This is a genomic window from Paenarthrobacter aurescens (genome assembly GCF_041549525.1).
In the GTDB taxonomy this organism is placed as follows: domain Bacteria; phylum Actinomycetota; class Actinomycetes; order Actinomycetales; family Micrococcaceae; genus Arthrobacter; species Arthrobacter aurescens.
Genome location: NZ_CP157456.1, coordinates 2,054,805 through 2,072,701, shown reverse-complemented (window position 1 = coordinate 2,072,701; position 17,897 = coordinate 2,054,805). Strand labels below are relative to the sequence as shown.

The window sequence follows — 17,897 nt, the reverse complement described above, 5'->3', positions numbered from 1 at the left end:
ATCTACCCCCGTCCCAGGACAGCTACTGTCCGCGTTTGCCTTGAGCAGAAGACATATACGACGGCGGCGTCCAGCCTGTGCGCGTGGCCCACTCTTCCATGCGCGGCCAGGCAACCCCGGTAAACCAAGGTTCCTTGGCTTCAGCGTAGGACGCCGTGCTGCTCTCCCCGGCAAAAGCGGCCGCCAACTCGAGTTTTTGGGCTTCATACAACTTCGCTGCTGCCGTATCCGAACGCAGCCAATCACGGAACATCAACGCGTAGCGCCATCCGGGCGAGCCGGCTAACCGGACGTGCAGGTTCACGGCACGGCCGGGATCAGCATTGGCGTGAAACCGCTTCTGCCACAGTGAGGGATCAGGTTCTGAGGGCTTGGGAGTATCGCGGGTAACCTCGGGCACGGCCGGGTAGCCGGCCGCGGCCAGGACAGGGCCGATTCGGTCCGCGGTTTCGAGATCAGCAACCGCCACCTGGAGATCGATCACGTCCTTGGCGGCCAGCCCCGGTACCGATGTTGAGCCTATGTGATCCACGGAAAGGATCTCTTCAGGGGCTGCGGCAATGATGCGTTCGGCAAGCCGCCCGGCCAGTGGAATCCAGTCCTTCTGGTGAGCACCCAGCACTGGCCCTGCTGGGCGTGGGGCCCTGGTGCTCCGGCTCAGGTTCTCCGCGAAGGGCACCAGCCGCTGTTCCCACAGTGCATCCACTGCGGCAAGCAATTCATCCCGGGTTCCGGAGTTGTTCAAGACGACGTCGGCAGCTGCGTTGCGCTGTTCCCGCGTGGCTTGTGAGGCCATACGTGCCAACGCGTCCTCGGTGGTCATCCGCCGAAACTGCACCATCCGTTCAAGGCGCACATCATCCGGGGCATCGACCACCACCACCAGATGGAAGTTGCTGCCCTGCCCGGTTTCGACAAGTAGCGGAATGTCCTGGACGACGATCTCGCCGGGGCCGGCCCCGGCAATGGTGGCCGCAGCGGCCTGCCGTACCAGCGGGTGGACAATTCCATTGAGCACTTCGCGCTGAGCAGGATCCTGAAAGACGATACCGCCGAGCTTGGGACGGTCAAGCTTGCCCTGTGCGTCCAGAATCCCAGGGCCGAACACTTCCACAATACGGGCCAGGCCGTCGGTGCCGGGCTCCACCACCTCCCGCGCAAGGACATCCGCGTCCACGAGGACCGCCCCCAACTCCCGCAACCTGGACGCCACCAGTGATTTCCCCGAGGCGATGCCGCCCGTCAACCCGATCTTCAGCACTCTCCAACACTAGACTGAAGCGGTGGAAAAAGAGGATGACAGCCGCGCGGGAACATACACAACAATCGCGAACGGCCCGGACGTCCGCCACGAACTGGAAATCCGCAGGTCCCGGTTTATCACTGTCCTTCGCCGGTCACCGGACGAAGAAACCGCACGCTCACTGGTCAGTGACCTTCGGCGCGAATTCCATGATGCCCGCCACCACTGCTCCGCCTTCGTCATAGGCCCCGATCGGATGATTCAACGCTCCAGCGACGACGGGGAGCCCTCGGGCACGGCAGGCATCCCCATGCTGGAGGCACTTATCAAGCGTGAGACGCTACCAAAGACGGCGGACCTCAGCGACGTAAGTGCCGTCGTCGTGCGCTATTTCGGTGGGATCCTGCTGGGTGCAGGAGGACTGGTCCGCGCCTACTCCGAGTCGGTATCTGCTGCCTTGGACCTGGCTCCGATGGTGCAGCGGCGGCGGCTTCGCTTGTGCGCAGTGGAGGTCCCCCACGCAGACGCCGGTCGATTGGAGAACGAACTTCGCAGCGCCGGATACGTCATGGCCGAGACCGGATACGAAGCCGGGCATGCGGTTCTTCGACTCGCTTTGGCTGATGATTCGGTCACCATCTCCGAGGCCCATGCCCGGCTGGCTTCCCTGACGGCGGGCAGGCTGGAGTTACGGCCGCAGGGCACCGAATGGGTGGACATTGCCCGTTAGCTTCCACTCGTCCTAAAGCAGAAGGACCCCTGCCCGGAGGCAGGGGTCCTTCTTTGGCTATTCAGCACATCCCGTGAGGGAGGCGGAATTAGTTGCCGGTCAGCTTCTCGCGCAGTGCGGCGAGTGCTTCGTCGGACGCCAGGGTGCCGGCGTTGGACTCAGCAGCAGCCGGCTCCGAGGAGTAGCTCGTGGTGCCGGAATCGCTTTCGCCGGACGTTGCAGCAGCAGCGTCGTCAGCAGCGTGCTGGGCAACCTGCTTCTTGTGAGCTTCCCAGCGGGTCTGGGCGTCAGCGTACTGCTGCTCCCAAGCTGCACGCTGGGTCTCGTAACCTTCGAGCCATTCGTTCGACTCGGGGTCGAAGCCCTCGGGGTACTTGTAGTTGCCCTCTTCGTCGTACTCAGCGGCCATGCCGTACAGAGCGGGATCGAACTCGGTGCTGTCAGCGTCAACGCCCTCGTTAGCCTGCTTGAGGGAGAGGGAGATGCGGCGACGCTCGAGGTCGATGTCGATGACCTTGACGAACAGTTCGTCGCCAACGGAGACAACCTGCTCTGCGAGCTCCACGTGGCGGACAGCCAGCTCGGAGATGTGCACGAGGCCTTCGATGCCGTCTTCGACGCGAACGAACGCACCGAACGGAACCAGCTTGGTGACCTTACCCGGAACAACCTGGCCGAGGGCGTGGGTGCGGGCGAAGGTCTGCCACGGATCTTCCTGCGTAGCCTTGAGCGACAGGGAGACACGCTCGCGGTCCAGATCCACTTCGAGGACCTCGACGGTGACTTCCTGGCCAACCTCGACAACCTCGGACGGGTGATCGATGTGCTTCCAGGACAGCTCGGAAACGTGAACGAGGCCGTCTACGCCGCCCAGGTCCACGAATGCACCGAAGTTGACGATGGAGGAAACAACGCCCGGACGAACCTGGCCCTTTTCCAGCTTGTTGAGGAACGTGGAGCGAACCTCGGACTGAGTCTGCTCGAGCCATGCACGGCGGGACAGAACAACGTTGTTGCGGTTCTTGTCCAGCTCGATGATCTTGGCTTCGATCTGCTGACCGATGTACGGAGCGAGGTCGCGGACACGACGCATCTCCACGAGCGATGCGGGCAGGAAGCCGCGCAGGCCGATGTCCAGGATGAGGCCACCCTTGACAACCTCGATGACGGTACCGGTAACGACGCCGTCTTCTTCCTTGACCTTCTCGATGTCGCCCCAGGCGCGCTCGTACTGAGCACGCTTCTTGGAGAGGATCAGACGGCCTTCTTTGTCTTCCTTGGTGAGAACCAAAGCTTCGACCTGATCGCCAACGGCGACGACGTCACCGGGATCAACATCGTGCTTGATGGAAAGCTCGCGGGAAGGGATGACACCTTCGGTCTTGTAACCGATGTCGAGCAGAACTTCGTCGCGGTCGACCTTGACGACGGTACCTTCGACGAGGTCTCCGTCGTTGAAGTACTTGATGGTGGCGTCGACAGCTGCGAGGAAGTCCTCAGCGGTACCGATGTCGTTAATGGCGACTACGGGGGTACCGGGCTTCTCGGTGGAGGTGATGGTCATGTAGTAGGGGCTCCGTTGTGGATAGTTAGTCGGTCAGGCAAACCGCTGCCGCCCGGGTCCGGACGGCAGAACGCGGCAAATTACCGGGTCATCCTGATTTGTGGATTAATACAAAATGGATGCATGCACGTAGTACACGCCCGTTTATTCTAGTCGCATTGGCAAAGCAGGGTCAAAAGGAGTGTTACACCGTCAGTACGTCTCCAAGGCGTGCAAAGGAGACTCCGTGATCCAACAGCTGCGGCAACGCCTTTGCATAGCCGCCTGCGGTGCCCGCAGCAGGTCTGTTGAAGTGTGAAATGACGATGTCCCCGGCCGCTACCCGCCCCACTTCCGCAGCAACAGTAGCTGCCGAAAACGTGGCACCGCCGTCGCCGTTGACGGTGAAGTTGACCGGCAGCATCCCCAGCCTTCGGGTCATCTCCACGGCGACTTCGTCGTAAAACGCTGTCCCTGGACGGAAAAACTGCGGGACCTTTCCAGTGAGCTCCAGCAAAACGGCTTGGTTGCCCATCAATTCCTCGTAAGCCGCAGCCACTGAGGTGGTGCCCTGGATGCCGTAAGCGGCCCTGCCATTGACCGAAAGCGGGAGATGCGCCGTGCCGTGGTTGGCGAGTTCGAACAAAGGATCGGCGGCCAATTCTGCCGAGAGTGCGGGGTTGGCGTGGATCCACCTGCTGTTGATGAACAACGTTGCGGGGACATTCAGTCGACGCAGGGTTTGCAGGAGTGCGTGGTCACAACCCGCCCCGCCCTGACCGCCGCAGGCATCAAAGGTCAAGGCAACTTTGCTGGACCGGGAACGGTTCACTACGCCCGTCACGTGGAGTCCCCATTCCTTGGGGTGCCTTCCGGCGAACTCAGAGACGATCTGCTGCCTGGACGGGGCGGATGGTACCCCGCCAGCAGGAGGCTGCCTCGGGGCCATGGCCGCAGCGGCCTGCTCGCTGGACCTGGCGGCTACGGAAGGCGGCGCAGTGGCCGGACCCGTGGCCGGGATGGTGGGCTGAGGTGTGATGGCATCCGGAGCGACCGGAGTGGCAGCCCTGTCCGTACACGCTGTCAAGGCAGCGGAGGCAAGGCCCGCCATTCCAAGCAGCACTGATCGCCGGCCAGCCAAAGGCCGCCGCTTGGAATCCCCCATGGATGTCCCTATCTGATGGTGACTATGTGATTTTTACAAGCATTGTTCGTTGACGCGGCCTAGAAGTGCGTCAGGCAGTGCGCGGACCGTTCCACAGCAAACAGTTGCTGTGCCAGGAAGGAGGCTCCGGGTGTGTGTTCCTTGATGCGGTCGGCCGCTGCCAAGGTTACCGGCGAGACGGCACCCAGATAGATGGACGCGAGATCGGCCACGTCAAGGCTGAGATCCGGCGTCTCGCCGGAGGCTTCAGTGACGACGGCGGCAGCACCGCCGTCGGACTCCAGAACCCAGGTCCCACCCGCCATATCCAAAGCGTCGCTGACTTCCAGCACCAGCCTGCCTGCAGCAGGGAAGCTTCGCGCCCGCAGGGCGGCTGGAGTATCCAGGATCCGAAGCCAGAGCATGTCGCGAATTTCAGAAGCATCAATACACCGGGGATCGGCCAATGCCCAGGCCAGGGGGTCATCAACAGGAGCTTCGGCCCACGTCACTTCATCAATGAGATCGATGCTGCCCAGGAAGCGCCACAGATCCAGGTATGCTGCGTTACTTGCCGCAACGAGGTCTACGATTTCCATGGTGTACGGCTTGTGTTCCCACCCCTTGAAACGGTAGGAAACGTAGCCGTCCAAGGAGCCGGACGGATCATAATGAAGCGCACAGCGGACTGAGGTATCCGGTTTGCCATCATGACCAATGGAACCGGAAGCGAGCAATCGGTAGTATTCCTGCCGGTCCACCGACCCCGGGGATAGCCGCTGAACACGTTCAAAGACCTCCGGGGCCACGTCCATCAACACCGAGGGATCGGCCACTTCAACAGTGCCTTCCGGAAGTCCACGGAGCTGGAACCGTGGGCCGGTATCAACCTTAATGCTTCTCTCGAACGTGGCAACACCAAAGCCGAACCGCCCATAGATGGACGCCTCGGAGGCAGTTAGAGCTGCCATGGCGAGGCCATCATCCTTGGCGGCTTCCAAATCTGCGGTGATCATGCCCCGCAGGATTCCATTCCGCCGGTGGGTGCCGCGGACGGTCACGGCAGTGACGAGGTTGGCCTGCAGCTGACGGCCAAAACCGATATTCAAGGCCTTGCGCATAGTGGCGTACGTTGCCACCGGAACCTCGGCACCCAGAGAGTGGTCCGGCACGCTGCCGTTGACGTACACACCCGTGAGCTCGCGCTGGTCTGCTTCATAGGACGCCAGCGTCTTGGCCAAATACTCGTCATCGCGGCGCTGCTGGTGGAATCCATGGGAGACGGCCTGCACCCAGGTGGCGCATCGGCTGTAGCCTGCGTGCCGGGGATCAGCTACGGCGGGGAATCGTTGGACGGTGTACTTACCGGACTTTTTTTCATTGGGATCGGCCACGACCTTGAGCCTAGTCAGACGCCGGAGGGCACGCCACCATCTCGGCGGCGCGCCCTCCGGCGTTCGATTGAATCCGTGCCTGGATTGGCTGGATCCCGTGCCTGGTTAGTGCCCGGCCTCGTACCAGCTCGAACCAATACCGATCTGAACATCGAGCGGGACCGACAACTCAGCGGCCGAGCCCATTTGTTCGATGACCAGCTTCTCCACGGTTTCGCGTTCTCCCGGGGCAACCTCAAGAACAAGTTCGTCGTGCACCTGAAGCAACATGCGCGATTTGAGTCCTTGGCTGGCATGCTCGGCCGCGACGCCCAGCATGGCGCGCTTGATCAGGTCCGCTGCGGAACCCTGGATGGGTGAGTTCAGCGCAATGCGTTCGGCGGCTTCACGGGCCTGGCGGTTGGTGCTGGTCAGGTCCGGCAGGTAGCGGCGGCGGCCTTCAATGGTGGCCGTATAGCCGTCGGTCCGCGCCTGATCCACTACTCCGCGCAGGTAGTCACGAACCCCGCCGAAACGGTCGAAGTAGTCCTTCATCAATGTCCGTGCTTCATCCACGGAGATCTCCAGCTGCTTGGATAATCCGAAGGAGGTCAGTCCGTAGGCAAGGCCGTAGGACATTGCTTTGACCTTCGAGCGCATGGCACTGGTGACTTCGTCAGGAGCTACGTTGAAGATCCGCGACCCAACAAAACGGTGGAGGTCCTCGCCATCGCGGTAGGCCTGGATCAATGCCTCATCACCGGAAAGGTGGGCCATGATGCGCATCTCGATCTGCGAGTAGTCCGCCGACAACAAGCACTCATAGCCTTCGCTGACAACGAAGATGCCGCGGACCCTGCGGCCTTCTTCGCTGCGGACGGGGATGTTCTGAAGGTTTGGATTGTTGGACGAGATGCGGCCGGTAGCTGCGATGTTCTGCGCGTAGGTGGTGTGGATTCTGGCGTCCTCCGCCACGGACTTCTTGAGGGTCTCAACCATCTGGGCCAGCTTGGAGGACTCCCGGTGTGCCATGAGTTGAATCAGGAACTCGTGGCCCGTTTTCTCCAGCAGCCCCTTCAGGGATGCCGCGTCCGTGGTGTAGCCGGATTTGATTTTCTTGGTTTTGGGAAGACCCAGTTCCTCGAAAAGCACGGTTTGGAGCTGCTTGGGAGAACCGAGGTTTACCTCATGACCAATTGCAGCAAAAGCCTGCTCCTGGGCGTTCTCGATCACCTTGGTCAGATCCGCGAGCTGCTCGTCCATGCGGTCCGTGGACACGAAAATACCGGTGAGTTCCATCTGGGCCAGCACCCGCGCCACGGGGAGCTCCAGGGTTGTCAGGAGTGCGTCAGCCTTGCGCTCGGCCAACTCCTTTTCGAAGTGCTTGCTCAGTGCAAGCACGACGGCGGCATGCTGGACCAGCGCTGCGGCGGCCGCCTGGTCTGTTTCACCGGAGAGGTCCAGCTCCAGCTGCCCCGACGGGGCTGTTGCCGTTGCCAGTGAGATCTTCAAATGGACTTGGGCAAGTTCAGCGAGGTCATAGCTTCGGCGGTCCGGTTGGATCAGATAGCCGGAGATGGAGGTGTCATCCACCACGCCTTCCAGGCCGAGTCCACGGTTGTGCAGAGCCTTCAGAGCCGACTTGAACTCGTGGAGCACCTTGGCTTCCTCGGGATCCGTAAGCCAACGGGCCAGAACCGACTCGGCAGCGGCGTCCAGGGCCGTCAACTCGATGTAGGCGGCGCCGTTGTTCCTGACGATTGCCAGGGCACTCGCGTCCTCCCCGATGCGTCCGGGGACCAGCTGTACTGCAAGCGCCGAACGCACGCCCGACCCTGCTGCGAAGAAGGATTCAAGTTCCGCGGCGTCCGTGATAACAGAGTATTCCGGGGCCTCAATGGTGTCCGGTGCCGCTCCGGCGGTGTCATCACCGTAAAGATCGAACAAGCGGGTCCGGAGAGTGCGGAATTCGAGTTCCTCGAAAAGCTCCTCAATCGCCTGGCGATCCGGCCTTGGCTCGTGCAGGTCCTCCAACGTAACCGGAAGTTCAAGATCGGTCAGCAGCTGGTTGAGCCTGCGGTTCCGCTTGACGTTCTCCAGGTTTTCCTTCAGGGCCCCGCCAACTTTGCCGCCGATTGCGTCCAGGTTTTCCAGGATGCCCTCAAGGCCGCCGTAGAGATTGATCCACTTGGCAGCCGTCTTGGGGCCAACGCCCGGTACGCCGGGAAGGTTGTCCGCGGATTCGCCCACCAGGGCGGCGAGGTCCGAGTACAGGCCGGGCTTGACGAAGTACTTCTCCTCAATGGCCGCGGCGTCCAGTTTGGGAATGTTGCTCACACCCTGTTTGGGGTAGAGCACAAAAACGTTGTCATTGATGAGCTGGAACGAATCCCTGTCTCCGGAAACGAGGAGGACTTCAAAGCCGGCAGCGTCGCCTTGTGCGGCCAGCGTGGCCAGGACATCGTCTGCTTCGTACCCGGGCATGGCAATGGTCCTGATGCCCCAGGCTTCCATCACCTTCGCTATGAGGCCGATCTGGCCGGCAAACTCGGCAGGAGTGGCGTTCCTGCCGCCTTTGTATTCGCTGTACTCAGCTTTACGGAAAGTGGTGTCGTCGGAGACATCAAAGGCCACGGCCACGTGGGTGGGTTTCTGGTCCTTAATCAGGTTGATCAGCATTGACGTGAACCCGTGCACGGCGTTGGTGTATTGCCCCCTGGCCGTGGAGAAGTTCTCTGCAGGAAGGGCGTAGAAAGCCCGGAAAGCCATGGAGTGGCCATCCAGGACCAGCAAGCGTGGCCGGCCCTCCCCCGTGGCACTGGTGGATGTTGAGGCAGAGGGGGTGGGTGCTGTAGCGATGGCAGCAGCTTGGGCCGTTGGAACCTGGTCCGGTTTGGTTGTTTCACTCACAGGTGCCAGCCTAGTTGGCATGATGGACAATTTCACGCCGAACCGGTTTGTCGACGAACTCAATGAAGCCGGGGTTCCCGAAGAATTCCACGATTGGCTCTCAGCACATGGGGTTGGTGCCCTCGTGGTGAAACTGGGGATCCGGTTCACCGAAATGAGCGCCGAACGTACGGTAGCCACCATGCCGGTGGAGGGAAACACTCAGGTGGCCGGCATCCTGCATGGGGGCGCGCATGTGGTCCTTGCCGAGACCCTGGGTTCGTTCGCAGCTTCCCTTCATGCTGGCCGGGGCCGCCACGCCGTGGGCATCGAGGTGGGCGCGACCCATCACCGATCAGTTGCCAGCGGTACCGTGACGGGCACGTGTACCGCCATTCACTTGGGCGGAACATTGGCAACCCACGAAATTGTTATCACCGATGACAAAGGCCGACGCCTCTCAACGGCCCGGATCACCAACATGATCCGGGATAACCGTCACTGAAGCCGGTAGTGCAGTTCTGCTGCCGCCCCGCCAAGGATCTTCGAAGAAACCAACTCCAGTGGCGGCGTCGGGCCGTTGAGCGGCAGCAGCCGCTTTCCCGCACCCAGCACCACAGGAATGATGGTGACGATCATCTCGTGAAGCAGGCCGGCGTTGGCGAACTGCGCTACCAGATGACCGCCGCCGACCAGCCAGACGTTCTTGTCTCCTGCGTCCTTGAGCAGGTCCGGCGCGAACTCGCGCACGTCGCCCCGGACAAAAGTGACGTCAGATCCTGGCGGTGCCGAGTATTCATGGTGGGTAAAGACCCAGCACGGTGTGTCCGGATACGGCCACTTACCGGGCTCGTGCTCCATGAGCCACCGGTAAGTGTCCCCGCCCATGGCGATGCATCCGACGCCCGCCATAAACGTCTCGATGCTTTCATTGACGCCCTCTACGTGGTCGAACTGCAGAAGCCAGCCAAGGTCATCATCCGGCGAAGCGATGAAGCCATCAATGGTTGAAGCTACGTAGTACTGAAAAATCGACATGGCCCCAGACTAGGACAACGGTGCCGGATCGTCGTAGAAGAACGTTACCGTTCCGGCCACCTCAGCTGTGTCCGTAATGGAAATCCGGATGGCCTCCCTGCCCTCAGCCGGCGGCATCCGCAGATACAGCGCCTGGTAGTCCCCTCCCCCGGCCACAATGTCCGGAACGGTGGGAATCCCATCGAAGAGGACGCTCCCTGCCCGAACGTAGTAGCCGTCCAGCCGGACAATGGTGCCCCCTGATGCGGGGCCGGACGCGCGCGGCAGGCCAACCACGGGCCGCAGGTTCCCGTCCACTACCGTCAGCCCGAGCAACTGCCGGGGGCACGCCTCACCCGGAGCGGTCTCGGCTTTGAAGATGCTCTTGGGATTGCTGCGATACTGGGCCACGGCCCATGCCGTGGCCGCCGCCACCCGGTATTCAAGACACTGCTTTTGCGGGATCCGAGGGGTTTTGGCCACCGCTATGGACGCTTGTTGCCAGTCATCCTGTTTGCCGGTCTGCAGGGCACGGCACACGGCGGCGCCGGCAGTCCAGACCGCGGCGTCCGCTGCTCCTTCCAGGCTTTGAGCCAAGGCATCGCACTGGAATTGCTGAAGCATGAGGTACCTCTGGCCCGGGGCAGGATCATTGGATCCGATAGGTCCCGTGGGGAGCCAGCTCACCACGGTGGGTTCCTGCAAGGAGGCCGTGGCAGGTGCCTCCGGCACCGGAGTGCCTTCAGTTTGATCGCCACTGGTGGAACTGCCGGACGGCACGACGGCGGTGGGTTGCGCCGGTGTGGTGGACCCTTGCGCGGTGGGTTGAGCCGGCGTCGTGAACCCTTGCGCAGCTGGTTCCGTTAAGGCGGCTGGTTCCGTTGGAGAGGAGGGCTGCGGAGAGCTCTGCTGCGACGGGATTCCCGCCGCCGAAGAACCTAACGCGGACGGAACCTGCGCAGAGGAAGCCGGTGCGGTGGAAGCGTGCTGTGCACTGGAGTCCTGTGCATGGGAGTCCTGTGCACTGGGAGCCTGCGCGGTGGGCGCTAAGTCGCTGTTGCCGGTGGGGGTTGCAGGCGTTGAACCCAGGGTGGAGGCCGGCGGGAGAGGGTCGGTAGCAACGCAGGCCGAAAGTCCGAGGAACAAAGCGGGAACCAGCGCCAGTCCAATGAACTGTTCCCGGGTTCGGAACGACATGTCGGCCCCATATCTGCCGGATCAAAAAACGCAGCAAAATGCATAACTACACTGCTGATTATTCTCCTCGGAGGACCAGACGGCCAGAAACAGCTATTTGGCGAAATAGGGCACGATCAAATAGATGCCAAAGAGTACGGCAGCTGCGCAGAAGCCGAAGCATACGTAGGCCAGGGAACGCACCACACCGGGCGACTTTTGCTGGGCGTCACCGGCGATTGCCGTGAGGCGGACGCCCAATGAATAGAGCACAACCAAGGTCACTGCGGACACGAGGGTTACTCCGCCCACCTGCAGCAATTCCAACCATTTCATCGCTGCACATCCTCGCTGGTGGTGGTTTTTCGGGATTTCTTCTTCTTGCGGAACCGCACGGCGTGGCCGGCTTCTTCGACTTCAACGGCGTTGTGGTGGCCAACGTGCGATCGGCGTGACACGACAAACATGAACAGAACAGCAGCCGTGCCCACCGCGGCGGCGATGACGACACCCACGACGCCGATGCTCACCAGGAGCGCTGTCAACGCTCCGACAATTGCAGATGCCGGAAGAGTGAACAACCAACCCAGGGCGATCTTGCCTGCCGTGCCCCAGCGGACGGATGTCCCCTTGCGGCCAAGACCTGAGCCAATGACCGAGCCGGATGCGACCTGCGTGGTGGAAAGGGCAAAACCCAGGTGTGACGAGGCGAGGATTGCCGAAGCGGTGCTGGTTTCAGCGGAGAAACCTTGCGCGGGCTTCACCTCGGTGAGGCCAGAGCCCATGGTGCGGATGATGCGCCAGCCGCCTGCGTAAGTACCGATTGCGATGGCGAAAGCACAGGCTGCAATGACCCAGAACTGCGGACCGCTGCCGGGGGCCTGCGTGCCGCCGGCAATGAGGACCAGGGTGATGATGCCCATGGTCTTCTGGGCATCGTTTGTGCCGTGTGCCAAGGCCACCAGGCTGGATGTGAAGATCTGCCCGGTGCGGAATCCGCCACGCTTCTGGGTGAGCTTGTCACCTGTTTCGGGATCATGCCGTGAGGTCAGGGCGTAGGCGAGGCGGGTACAGATGTACGCAACCAGGCCTGCAATGAGGGGTGCGAAGATGGCGGGGAGGATCACCTTCTGCAGCACCGTCTCGAAGTTGATGGAGTGCAAGCCGATGCCCACCACTGCTGCGCCGATGAGGCCACCGAACAGGGCGTGCGAGGAACTTGATGGCAGGCCCTTGAGCCAGGTGATCATGTTCCAAAGGACGGCGCCCATAAGCCCGGCAAAAATGATGTCCGGAGTGATGTGGATGCCTTCTGATCCTTCCCGGATCAGTCCGCCGGAGATGGTCTTGGCCACTTCCGTGGAAAGGAATGCGCCGACTAGGTTGAGCACAGCAGCCAGGGCGACGGCCGTTTTGGGCTTGATCGCCCCCGTTGCGATGGGTGTAGCCATCGCGTTGGCAGTGTCGTGAAACCCGTTGGTGAAGTCAAAAAATAGGGCCAACGCTATTACCAGCGCGACCATGAAGGTGATATCCACCTGTTGCCCAATCTGCAGAGTCGACGACGTTCAGCAGTTTCACTTCCCCGTACCTGCCATCCACAGCATAGTTCAGCAAGTGTTCAACTGACTCGGCTTGCGGGATTCACTCTGGCGGGCTTGAAACCTTAAGAATCCTACGTGCCTTCCGGTGAGCGGACAAACGTGCTGAGGCTTCTCTTCACCCCAGATACGCCCTGACAGCCGCGAGGTCGCGACGGGAGAGACCCTTGCGGGGATCCGGTGAGATGCAAAGCACACGGTCTTGCTGGTATTCAGCCCAGGACAGGGCCTCGGCGTCCTGGCTGAGTTGGTCGTCAAGCCAGATAATCCGCTCGCTCCCCACGCTTTCCAGATCTTTTTGGAGAGCCACCAATTTCCACCACTCGGGGCCTTCATCCCAGCCCAGACTGGTGAGCACAGGCCAATGCTGTCCGTTCAGTCCTATGGCCGGGCAGAGAAATTCCGGCGCGAGACCTTCCCACGTCGTTAGCCAAACAAAGCGGGCAGCGGGGTGAAGGGCGATCTCATTGAGTTCAGCAACAACCTCCGGTGCAAATGCGACATCGAGGATCCCGGCGTCAGCAAAGCTCCATTCGCTGCCCCAGTCGGTGGTTCCCTTTGGACTGAACGGGTTCACCACGCCGTCGACATCCAGATAGACCGATACCGGCGCAGCGGCGCCTTGGGTTGCCCTCACGTCACTTCCCCTTCCCCGACGGTTGGGATTCAGCCTACGCGAGAACACATCAGGCGAGCTGAGCGCGCCAAACAGGAAGAATCATTCTCTTGACGTTCGTCATGCAAGTGATATTCTCAATGCATGGAAAAGCCCACAGTCCATTCCGCCCAAAGCGTCCGCGAAATTGAAGACAGCGTCCGTACCGACTTCCGGCACGCCATGTCCTACGGCGGGTATTTGGACCTCGACCACCTGCTCAGTTCCCAGCACCCTCTCAGCGAGCCTGAGCACCATGATGAATTGCTGTTCATCATCCAGCACCAAACCAGTGAACTTTGGTTGAAGCTGGTTCTGCACGAGCTGCTGGAAGCCCGGCGGCTTTTCGACGCCGACAACCTCGGCAAGGCGCTCAAATGCATCGCCAGGGTCAAGGCCATCCAGCGAACCATGACTGAGCAATGGTCCGTCCTCGGCACTCTCACACCCCGTGAGTACGCCCAGTTCCGCGGCTTCCTGGGGAGCTCCTCAGGCTTCCAGTCGTATCAATACCGGGCTGTGGAGTTCCTGCTGGGTAATAAGAACCGCGGGATGCTGCGTGTCTTCGAAAGCGAGCCTGAGGCTCATGCCTTGCTCAGCCGCCTCCTGGATGAGCCCACGTTGTATGACGCTTTCCTGAAGGTTTTGGCCCGCGCCGGTTATGAGATCCCTGCGGACATTTTGGACCGGGACACCAGCGAGCCGTGGACATTGCGCAGGGACCTCGTGCCTGTGTTCCAGAAAATCTACGAATCGGACGACACCCCTTGGGGGCTGTACGAAGCTTGTGAGGACCTCGTGGACATAGAGGACAACTTCCAGGCCTGGCGGTTCCGTCACCTGCGGACCGTCCAGCGCACCATCGGCTTCAAGGTAGGCACCGGCGGATCCTCCGGAGTGGACTTCCTCAAGCGGGCCCTGGACCTGACATTTTTTCCTGAGCTTTATGCCGTCCGCACCGAGATCGGCAACTGATCTCCCCTCCCGGCTTCTGCCGCCCAACACTTCCGCAGGAGGAACAATGACCACAGCACAACAGACCCACCAGCCGACGTCGGCCGAGTTGGACGCCGCCGATCCCCTCGCCGCCCAGCGCGAGGCTTTCTACACGCCCGACGCCGCTCAGCTCGCCTCCTACTTGGATGGCAACTCTCTTGGCCGTCCGCTGAAGGTCACCTCCGCGAATCTGGCGTCATTCGTCCACGACGCCTGGGGCAGCCGCCTCATCCGCGGCTGGGACGAGCAATGGATGGATGAGCCCACTGCCGTGGGAGACCGCATCGGTGAAGTGACCCTGGGTGCCGCTCCGGGGCAGACCACCGTGGGTGATTCCACCTCGGTGATGCTCTACAAAATGATCCGCGCAGCCGTGGATTCCCAGCCGGGCCGGGACGAGATCATCATTGACCGTGACAACTTCCCCACGGACCGGTTCATCATTGAAGGCATTGCCCGGGAACGCGGAGCAAGGATCACGTGGATTGCTTCGAATCCTGCAAGCGGTGTCCGCGCAGAGGACCTGGACGGTCTTCTTAGCGAACGGACCGCGGTAGTGGTCCTTAGCCATGTGGCCTACCGTTCCGGGTATTTGGCAGACGCCCAGGGAATCACCGCCAAGGTGCACCGGGCCGGAGCGCTGATGCTGTGGGACCTGTGCCATTCCGTTGGTTCCGTGCCCATGGAACTTGACGCATGGGGCGTGGACCTGGCTGTCGGGTGTACCTACAAATACCTCAACGGCGGCCCGGGCTCTCCTGCATTCGCCTACGTTAATTCTTCGCAGCAGGACCGTTTGCAGCAGCCAATCTGGGGTTGGATGGGTGCAGATAACCCGTTTGGCATGACGGAGTCGTACAAGCCGGCCCAGGGTATCCGCAGGTTCATCACCGGAACACCTCCGGTGCTGGCCATGCAGCCGATGAAGGACATGCTGGAACTGATCGCCTCGGTGGGAATGGATGCAGTGCGCGGGAAGTCGGTCAAGCTGACCGAGTATGCGATTTCCCTCTCCGAGCAGCATCTGGTGCCCTTGGGTGCGGAAATCGTCAGCCCCCGGAATCCCGCCGAGCGTGGCTCGCACATCACGGTGGACCACCCGCTCTTTGCAGACGTTACTGCCAAGCTCTGGGAAAAGGGTGTTATCCCGGATTTCCGGCCCCCGCATGGCCTGCGTATTGGCCTCTCACCCCTGAGCACGAGCTTCGCCGAGGTCGAGCTGGGAGTTGCGGCCATCCGCGAGGCCCTCTCAGATCTGCTGTGAGCCGGTAATGAGTGCCGTTCTTGATGACATGGACTCCCGCCCCGGGAGTACAACGTCACTGTTGCGCACCGTCATTGGGCTGTACCTGCGCGATGCCGGTGGCTGGATGTCCACCAAGGACATGGTGGTCCTCATGGAAGCCCTGGGCACGTCCGGAACGGTGACCCGGACTGCCCTGGGGCGTCTTCGCAAGAAGGATGTGGTGCTGCAGGACGCCCGCGATGGTGTGCCCGGCTTCACGCTGACCGAAGGCGCGGCAACCATGCTGGCCCGCGGCGACCGCAGGATTTACAACCCGCGAAGCATGTCAGCCTCCGATCCCTGGTGCCTGATCTCCTTCTCCATCCCTGAGACTGAACGCGAGAAGCGGCATCAACTGCGCCGCAGGCTTCATTGGATCGGCTGTGGGACTGTGGCCGCCGGTTTGTGGATCTGCCCTGATTCGTTGCGGCTGGAGGTGGAAGAGATCCTTGGGGACCTGGAGCTGCGGGCCATGGCCACGATCTTCGTTGCGGAGACTCCGCTGGTGGGCGGGAGCCTGCAGGATGCCGCGTCCAAGTGGTGGGACCTGGAGGCGGTAGCTGAGCTGCATAGAGACTTCATCCGCGAGCACGGGGCAGCCGGCTTGCCCCGGCACGCCAACGGAAACGGCGCAGCCGCGCCCCTTCAGGCCGGTCAACGGGTAGACCCTTCTGCCGAGGCCTTCGCAACCTACGTGCAGTGCATTGACCGGTGGCGGATCATCCCGTACCTCGACCCCGGGCTGCCGGCGGCATTCCTGCCTGCGGACTGGCCCGGGGCCGAAGGTACTGCTTTGTTCCACCGGATAGTTGCTGCCTACGCCGAACCAAGCGGGACGTTTGTTCGGAACACGCTCCATGCTGCTGGGAACTAGCCAGCGTTTCTGACCGCAATCCCTCGCCAGTACGGCTCACCGAGCTGTTCGATAGGCGTCTTGGCAGTCTCGCGGGAGAAGAAAGCGGATACTCCTGCTATAAGCATGCACAGGACGGCGAAGCAGGCCACAGGGAGCCAGCCGTCGCTGCCCTTGCCCAGGAGCAGGCCGGCGATCAACGGCGCGAACCCGGCTACCACCAGCCCCAGTTGGTTACCCAGGGCCATTCCGGAATACCGGACCGGGGCTGCGAAGAGTTCAGCGAAGTAGGCGGGCCAGATCCCGTTGAAGCAGGAGTAGAGCAGGGTCATGTTGACGAACGCCGCAGCGAAGACCAGGAGGATGTTGCCGGTGGACAGCGCCCCAAAGTAGGCGAATATGGTCACCGAGCACCCGATTGCCGCCGTCAGAAGCAGAGGCCGCCGGCCCACGCGGTCAGAGATCCTGGCCGTCAGAGGCATCACGAACATGGACAGGCCGATTGCCACGGCGTTGACGGTGAGGATGGATGCTTTGTCGAATCCCGCCGCACCTGTTGCATAGGACAGGCCGAAGACAGTGAAGATGGTTTGCATGACGGACATGATGGACATGCCAACCACCCGGACCACATCTGCCGATTGAAAGCGCAGAACTTCCCTCAGGGGCATGGGTGCCACTGCCTTATGGTCTTTGGCCTCTTCGAACACCGGCGTCTCGTCCAAGTGGGTGCGCACCCAATAGGCGATAGCCAGCACCACAATGGAAAGCCAGAAGGGTACGCGCCAGCCCCAGCTCATGAGTGCTTCCGTGGGAAGCGCAGCCACGGGAATGAACACCAGGGTTGCAAGCACCATTCCGGAGGCGTATCCGGTCATGACAAAGCTGGTGAAGAATCCACGGCGCCCTTCAGGAGAGTGTTCCAAGGTCAGCGTAGAAGCGCCGGCCGATTCGGCACCGGCGGAAAAGCCCTGGGCCAAGCGTCCCGCCACCAGCAGGATGGGAGCCCACACGCCGATCTGGCTGTAGTCGGGCAGAAATCCGATGCCCAGGGAAGCAAATCCCATGATGCCCAGCGTGATGAGCAGAATCTTCTTTCTGCCTAGTTTGTCACCGAAGTGGCCCATCACCAGTCCTCCTACCGGGCGGGCCACATAGGCCACCCCAAAGGTAGCGAATGCGCCTATCAGGCCTACTGCGGGATCATCGGAGGGGAAAAAGAGCGGACCGAAAACCAAGGCAGCGGCGGAGCCGTAAATAAAGAAGTCGTAGTACTCCAGCGTGCTTCCGAGGAAGGAAGCCAAAGCCGCTTTCCGTGGGGTTTTGCGCAGCGCAGTGGGCTGCCGGGTGGTGCTTGACATGCGATTCTCCTTTGAATGGCACAGGAGGAAA

16 protein-coding genes are annotated in these 17,897 nt (G+C 61.6%); 5 read left to right on the top strand and 11 right to left on the bottom strand.

Annotation, left to right across the window (positions count from 1 at the left end):
- Positions 1-22 precede the first annotated feature (22 nt).
- The gene (coaE, locus tag ABI796_RS09590) at positions 23-1,261 is read right to left on the bottom strand and encodes a dephospho-CoA kinase (protein ID WP_141284161.1); all 1,239 of its coding nucleotides are present in this window, start codon (positions 1,259-1,261) and stop codon (positions 23-25) included.
- A gap of 22 nt (positions 1,262-1,283) precedes the next feature.
- Here coaE and ABI796_RS09585 point away from each other — a divergent pair, with 22 nt between their 5' ends.
- Positions 1,284-1,973, top strand: coding sequence for a YigZ family protein (locus ABI796_RS09585; RefSeq protein ID WP_141284163.1), 690 nt, complete (start codon positions 1,284-1,286; stop codon positions 1,971-1,973).
- Between the two features lie 88 nt (positions 1,974-2,061).
- Here ABI796_RS09585 and rpsA read toward each other — a convergent pair whose 3' ends face one another.
- The 4 genes from rpsA to polA form a co-directional block, all read right to left on the bottom strand.
- Complete coding sequence (gene rpsA / locus ABI796_RS09580) at positions 2,062-3,537, bottom strand: 30S ribosomal protein S1 (RefSeq protein ID WP_011774756.1); 1,476 nt, start codon at positions 3,535-3,537, stop codon at positions 2,062-2,064.
- Between the two features lie 184 nt (positions 3,538-3,721).
- Positions 3,722-4,681, bottom strand: a complete 960-nt coding sequence (locus ABI796_RS09575) for a polysaccharide deacetylase family protein (protein WP_141284164.1) — start codon at positions 4,679-4,681, stop codon at positions 3,722-3,724.
- Positions 4,682-4,740: 59 nt separating this feature from the next.
- A complete protein-coding gene (locus ABI796_RS09570) occupies positions 4,741-6,054 on the bottom strand; it encodes a GNAT family N-acetyltransferase (protein WP_141284166.1) in 1,314 nt (437 codons plus the stop codon).
- 105 nt (positions 6,055-6,159) lie between these two features.
- Entirely contained in the window at positions 6,160-8,802 is a 2,643-nt protein-coding gene (gene polA / locus ABI796_RS09565) for a DNA polymerase I (RefSeq protein ID WP_246095829.1), read from the bottom strand.
- Between the two features lie 160 nt (positions 8,803-8,962).
- On the opposite strand from polA, the gene ABI796_RS09560 reads away from it, so the two are divergent.
- Entirely contained in the window at positions 8,963-9,427 is a 465-nt protein-coding gene (locus ABI796_RS09560; RefSeq protein ID WP_105693359.1) for a hotdog fold thioesterase, read from the top strand.
- Here ABI796_RS09560 and ABI796_RS09555 read toward each other — a convergent pair.
- The 5 genes from ABI796_RS09555 to ABI796_RS09535 form a co-directional block, all read right to left on the bottom strand.
- Positions 9,421-9,960: a dihydrofolate reductase family protein gene (locus ABI796_RS09555; protein ID WP_141284170.1), complete on the bottom strand. Its 540-nt coding sequence runs from the start codon at positions 9,958-9,960 to the stop codon at positions 9,421-9,423. The two genes, ABI796_RS09560 and ABI796_RS09555, sit on opposite strands and share 7 nt — an antisense overlap.
- Positions 9,961-9,969: 9 nt before the next feature.
- Entirely contained in the window at positions 9,970-11,136 is a 1,167-nt protein-coding gene (locus tag ABI796_RS09550) for a hypothetical protein (protein ID WP_174754566.1), read from the bottom strand.
- Between the two features lie 93 nt (positions 11,137-11,229).
- A complete protein-coding gene (locus ABI796_RS09545) occupies positions 11,230-11,451 on the bottom strand; it encodes a hypothetical protein (protein ID WP_141284172.1) in 222 nt (73 codons plus the stop codon).
- Positions 11,448-12,653 (bottom strand): inorganic phosphate transporter, encoded by a 1,206-nt coding sequence (locus tag ABI796_RS09540; protein ID WP_141284174.1) that lies wholly within the window; start codon positions 12,651-12,653, stop codon positions 11,448-11,450. The genes ABI796_RS09545 and ABI796_RS09540 overlap by 4 nt, the downstream gene beginning before the upstream one ends.
- A 181-nt stretch (positions 12,654-12,834) precedes the next feature.
- The gene (locus ABI796_RS09535) at positions 12,835-13,353 is read right to left on the bottom strand and encodes an HAD domain-containing protein (RefSeq protein ID WP_141284176.1); all 519 of its coding nucleotides are present in this window, start codon (positions 13,351-13,353) and stop codon (positions 12,835-12,837) included.
- 123 nt (positions 13,354-13,476) lie between these two features.
- Here ABI796_RS09535 and kynA point away from each other — a divergent pair, with 123 nt between their 5' ends.
- Genes kynA through ABI796_RS09520 form a run of 3 tightly spaced genes read left to right on the top strand, consistent with a single transcriptional unit; the run spans position 13,477 to position 16,526 of the window.
- The gene (gene kynA / locus ABI796_RS09530; protein ID WP_141284178.1) at positions 13,477-14,346 is read left to right on the top strand and encodes a tryptophan 2,3-dioxygenase; all 870 of its coding nucleotides are present in this window, start codon (positions 13,477-13,479) and stop codon (positions 14,344-14,346) included.
- A 46-nt stretch (positions 14,347-14,392) separates the two neighbouring features.
- Positions 14,393-15,631: a kynureninase gene (kynU, locus tag ABI796_RS09525; RefSeq protein ID WP_141284180.1), complete on the top strand. Its 1,239-nt coding sequence runs from the start codon at positions 14,393-14,395 to the stop codon at positions 15,629-15,631.
- A gap of 7 nt (positions 15,632-15,638) precedes the next feature.
- A complete protein-coding gene (locus ABI796_RS09520) occupies positions 15,639-16,526 on the top strand; it encodes a PaaX family transcriptional regulator C-terminal domain-containing protein (RefSeq protein ID WP_141284183.1) in 888 nt (295 codons plus the stop codon).
- On the opposite strand, the gene ABI796_RS09515 is transcribed toward ABI796_RS09520, so the two are convergent.
- Entirely contained in the window at positions 16,523-17,866 is a 1,344-nt protein-coding gene (locus ABI796_RS09515) for an MFS transporter (protein WP_141284184.1), read from the bottom strand. The two genes, ABI796_RS09520 and ABI796_RS09515, sit on opposite strands and share 4 nt — an antisense overlap.
- Positions 17,867-17,897: the final 31 nt, after the last annotated feature.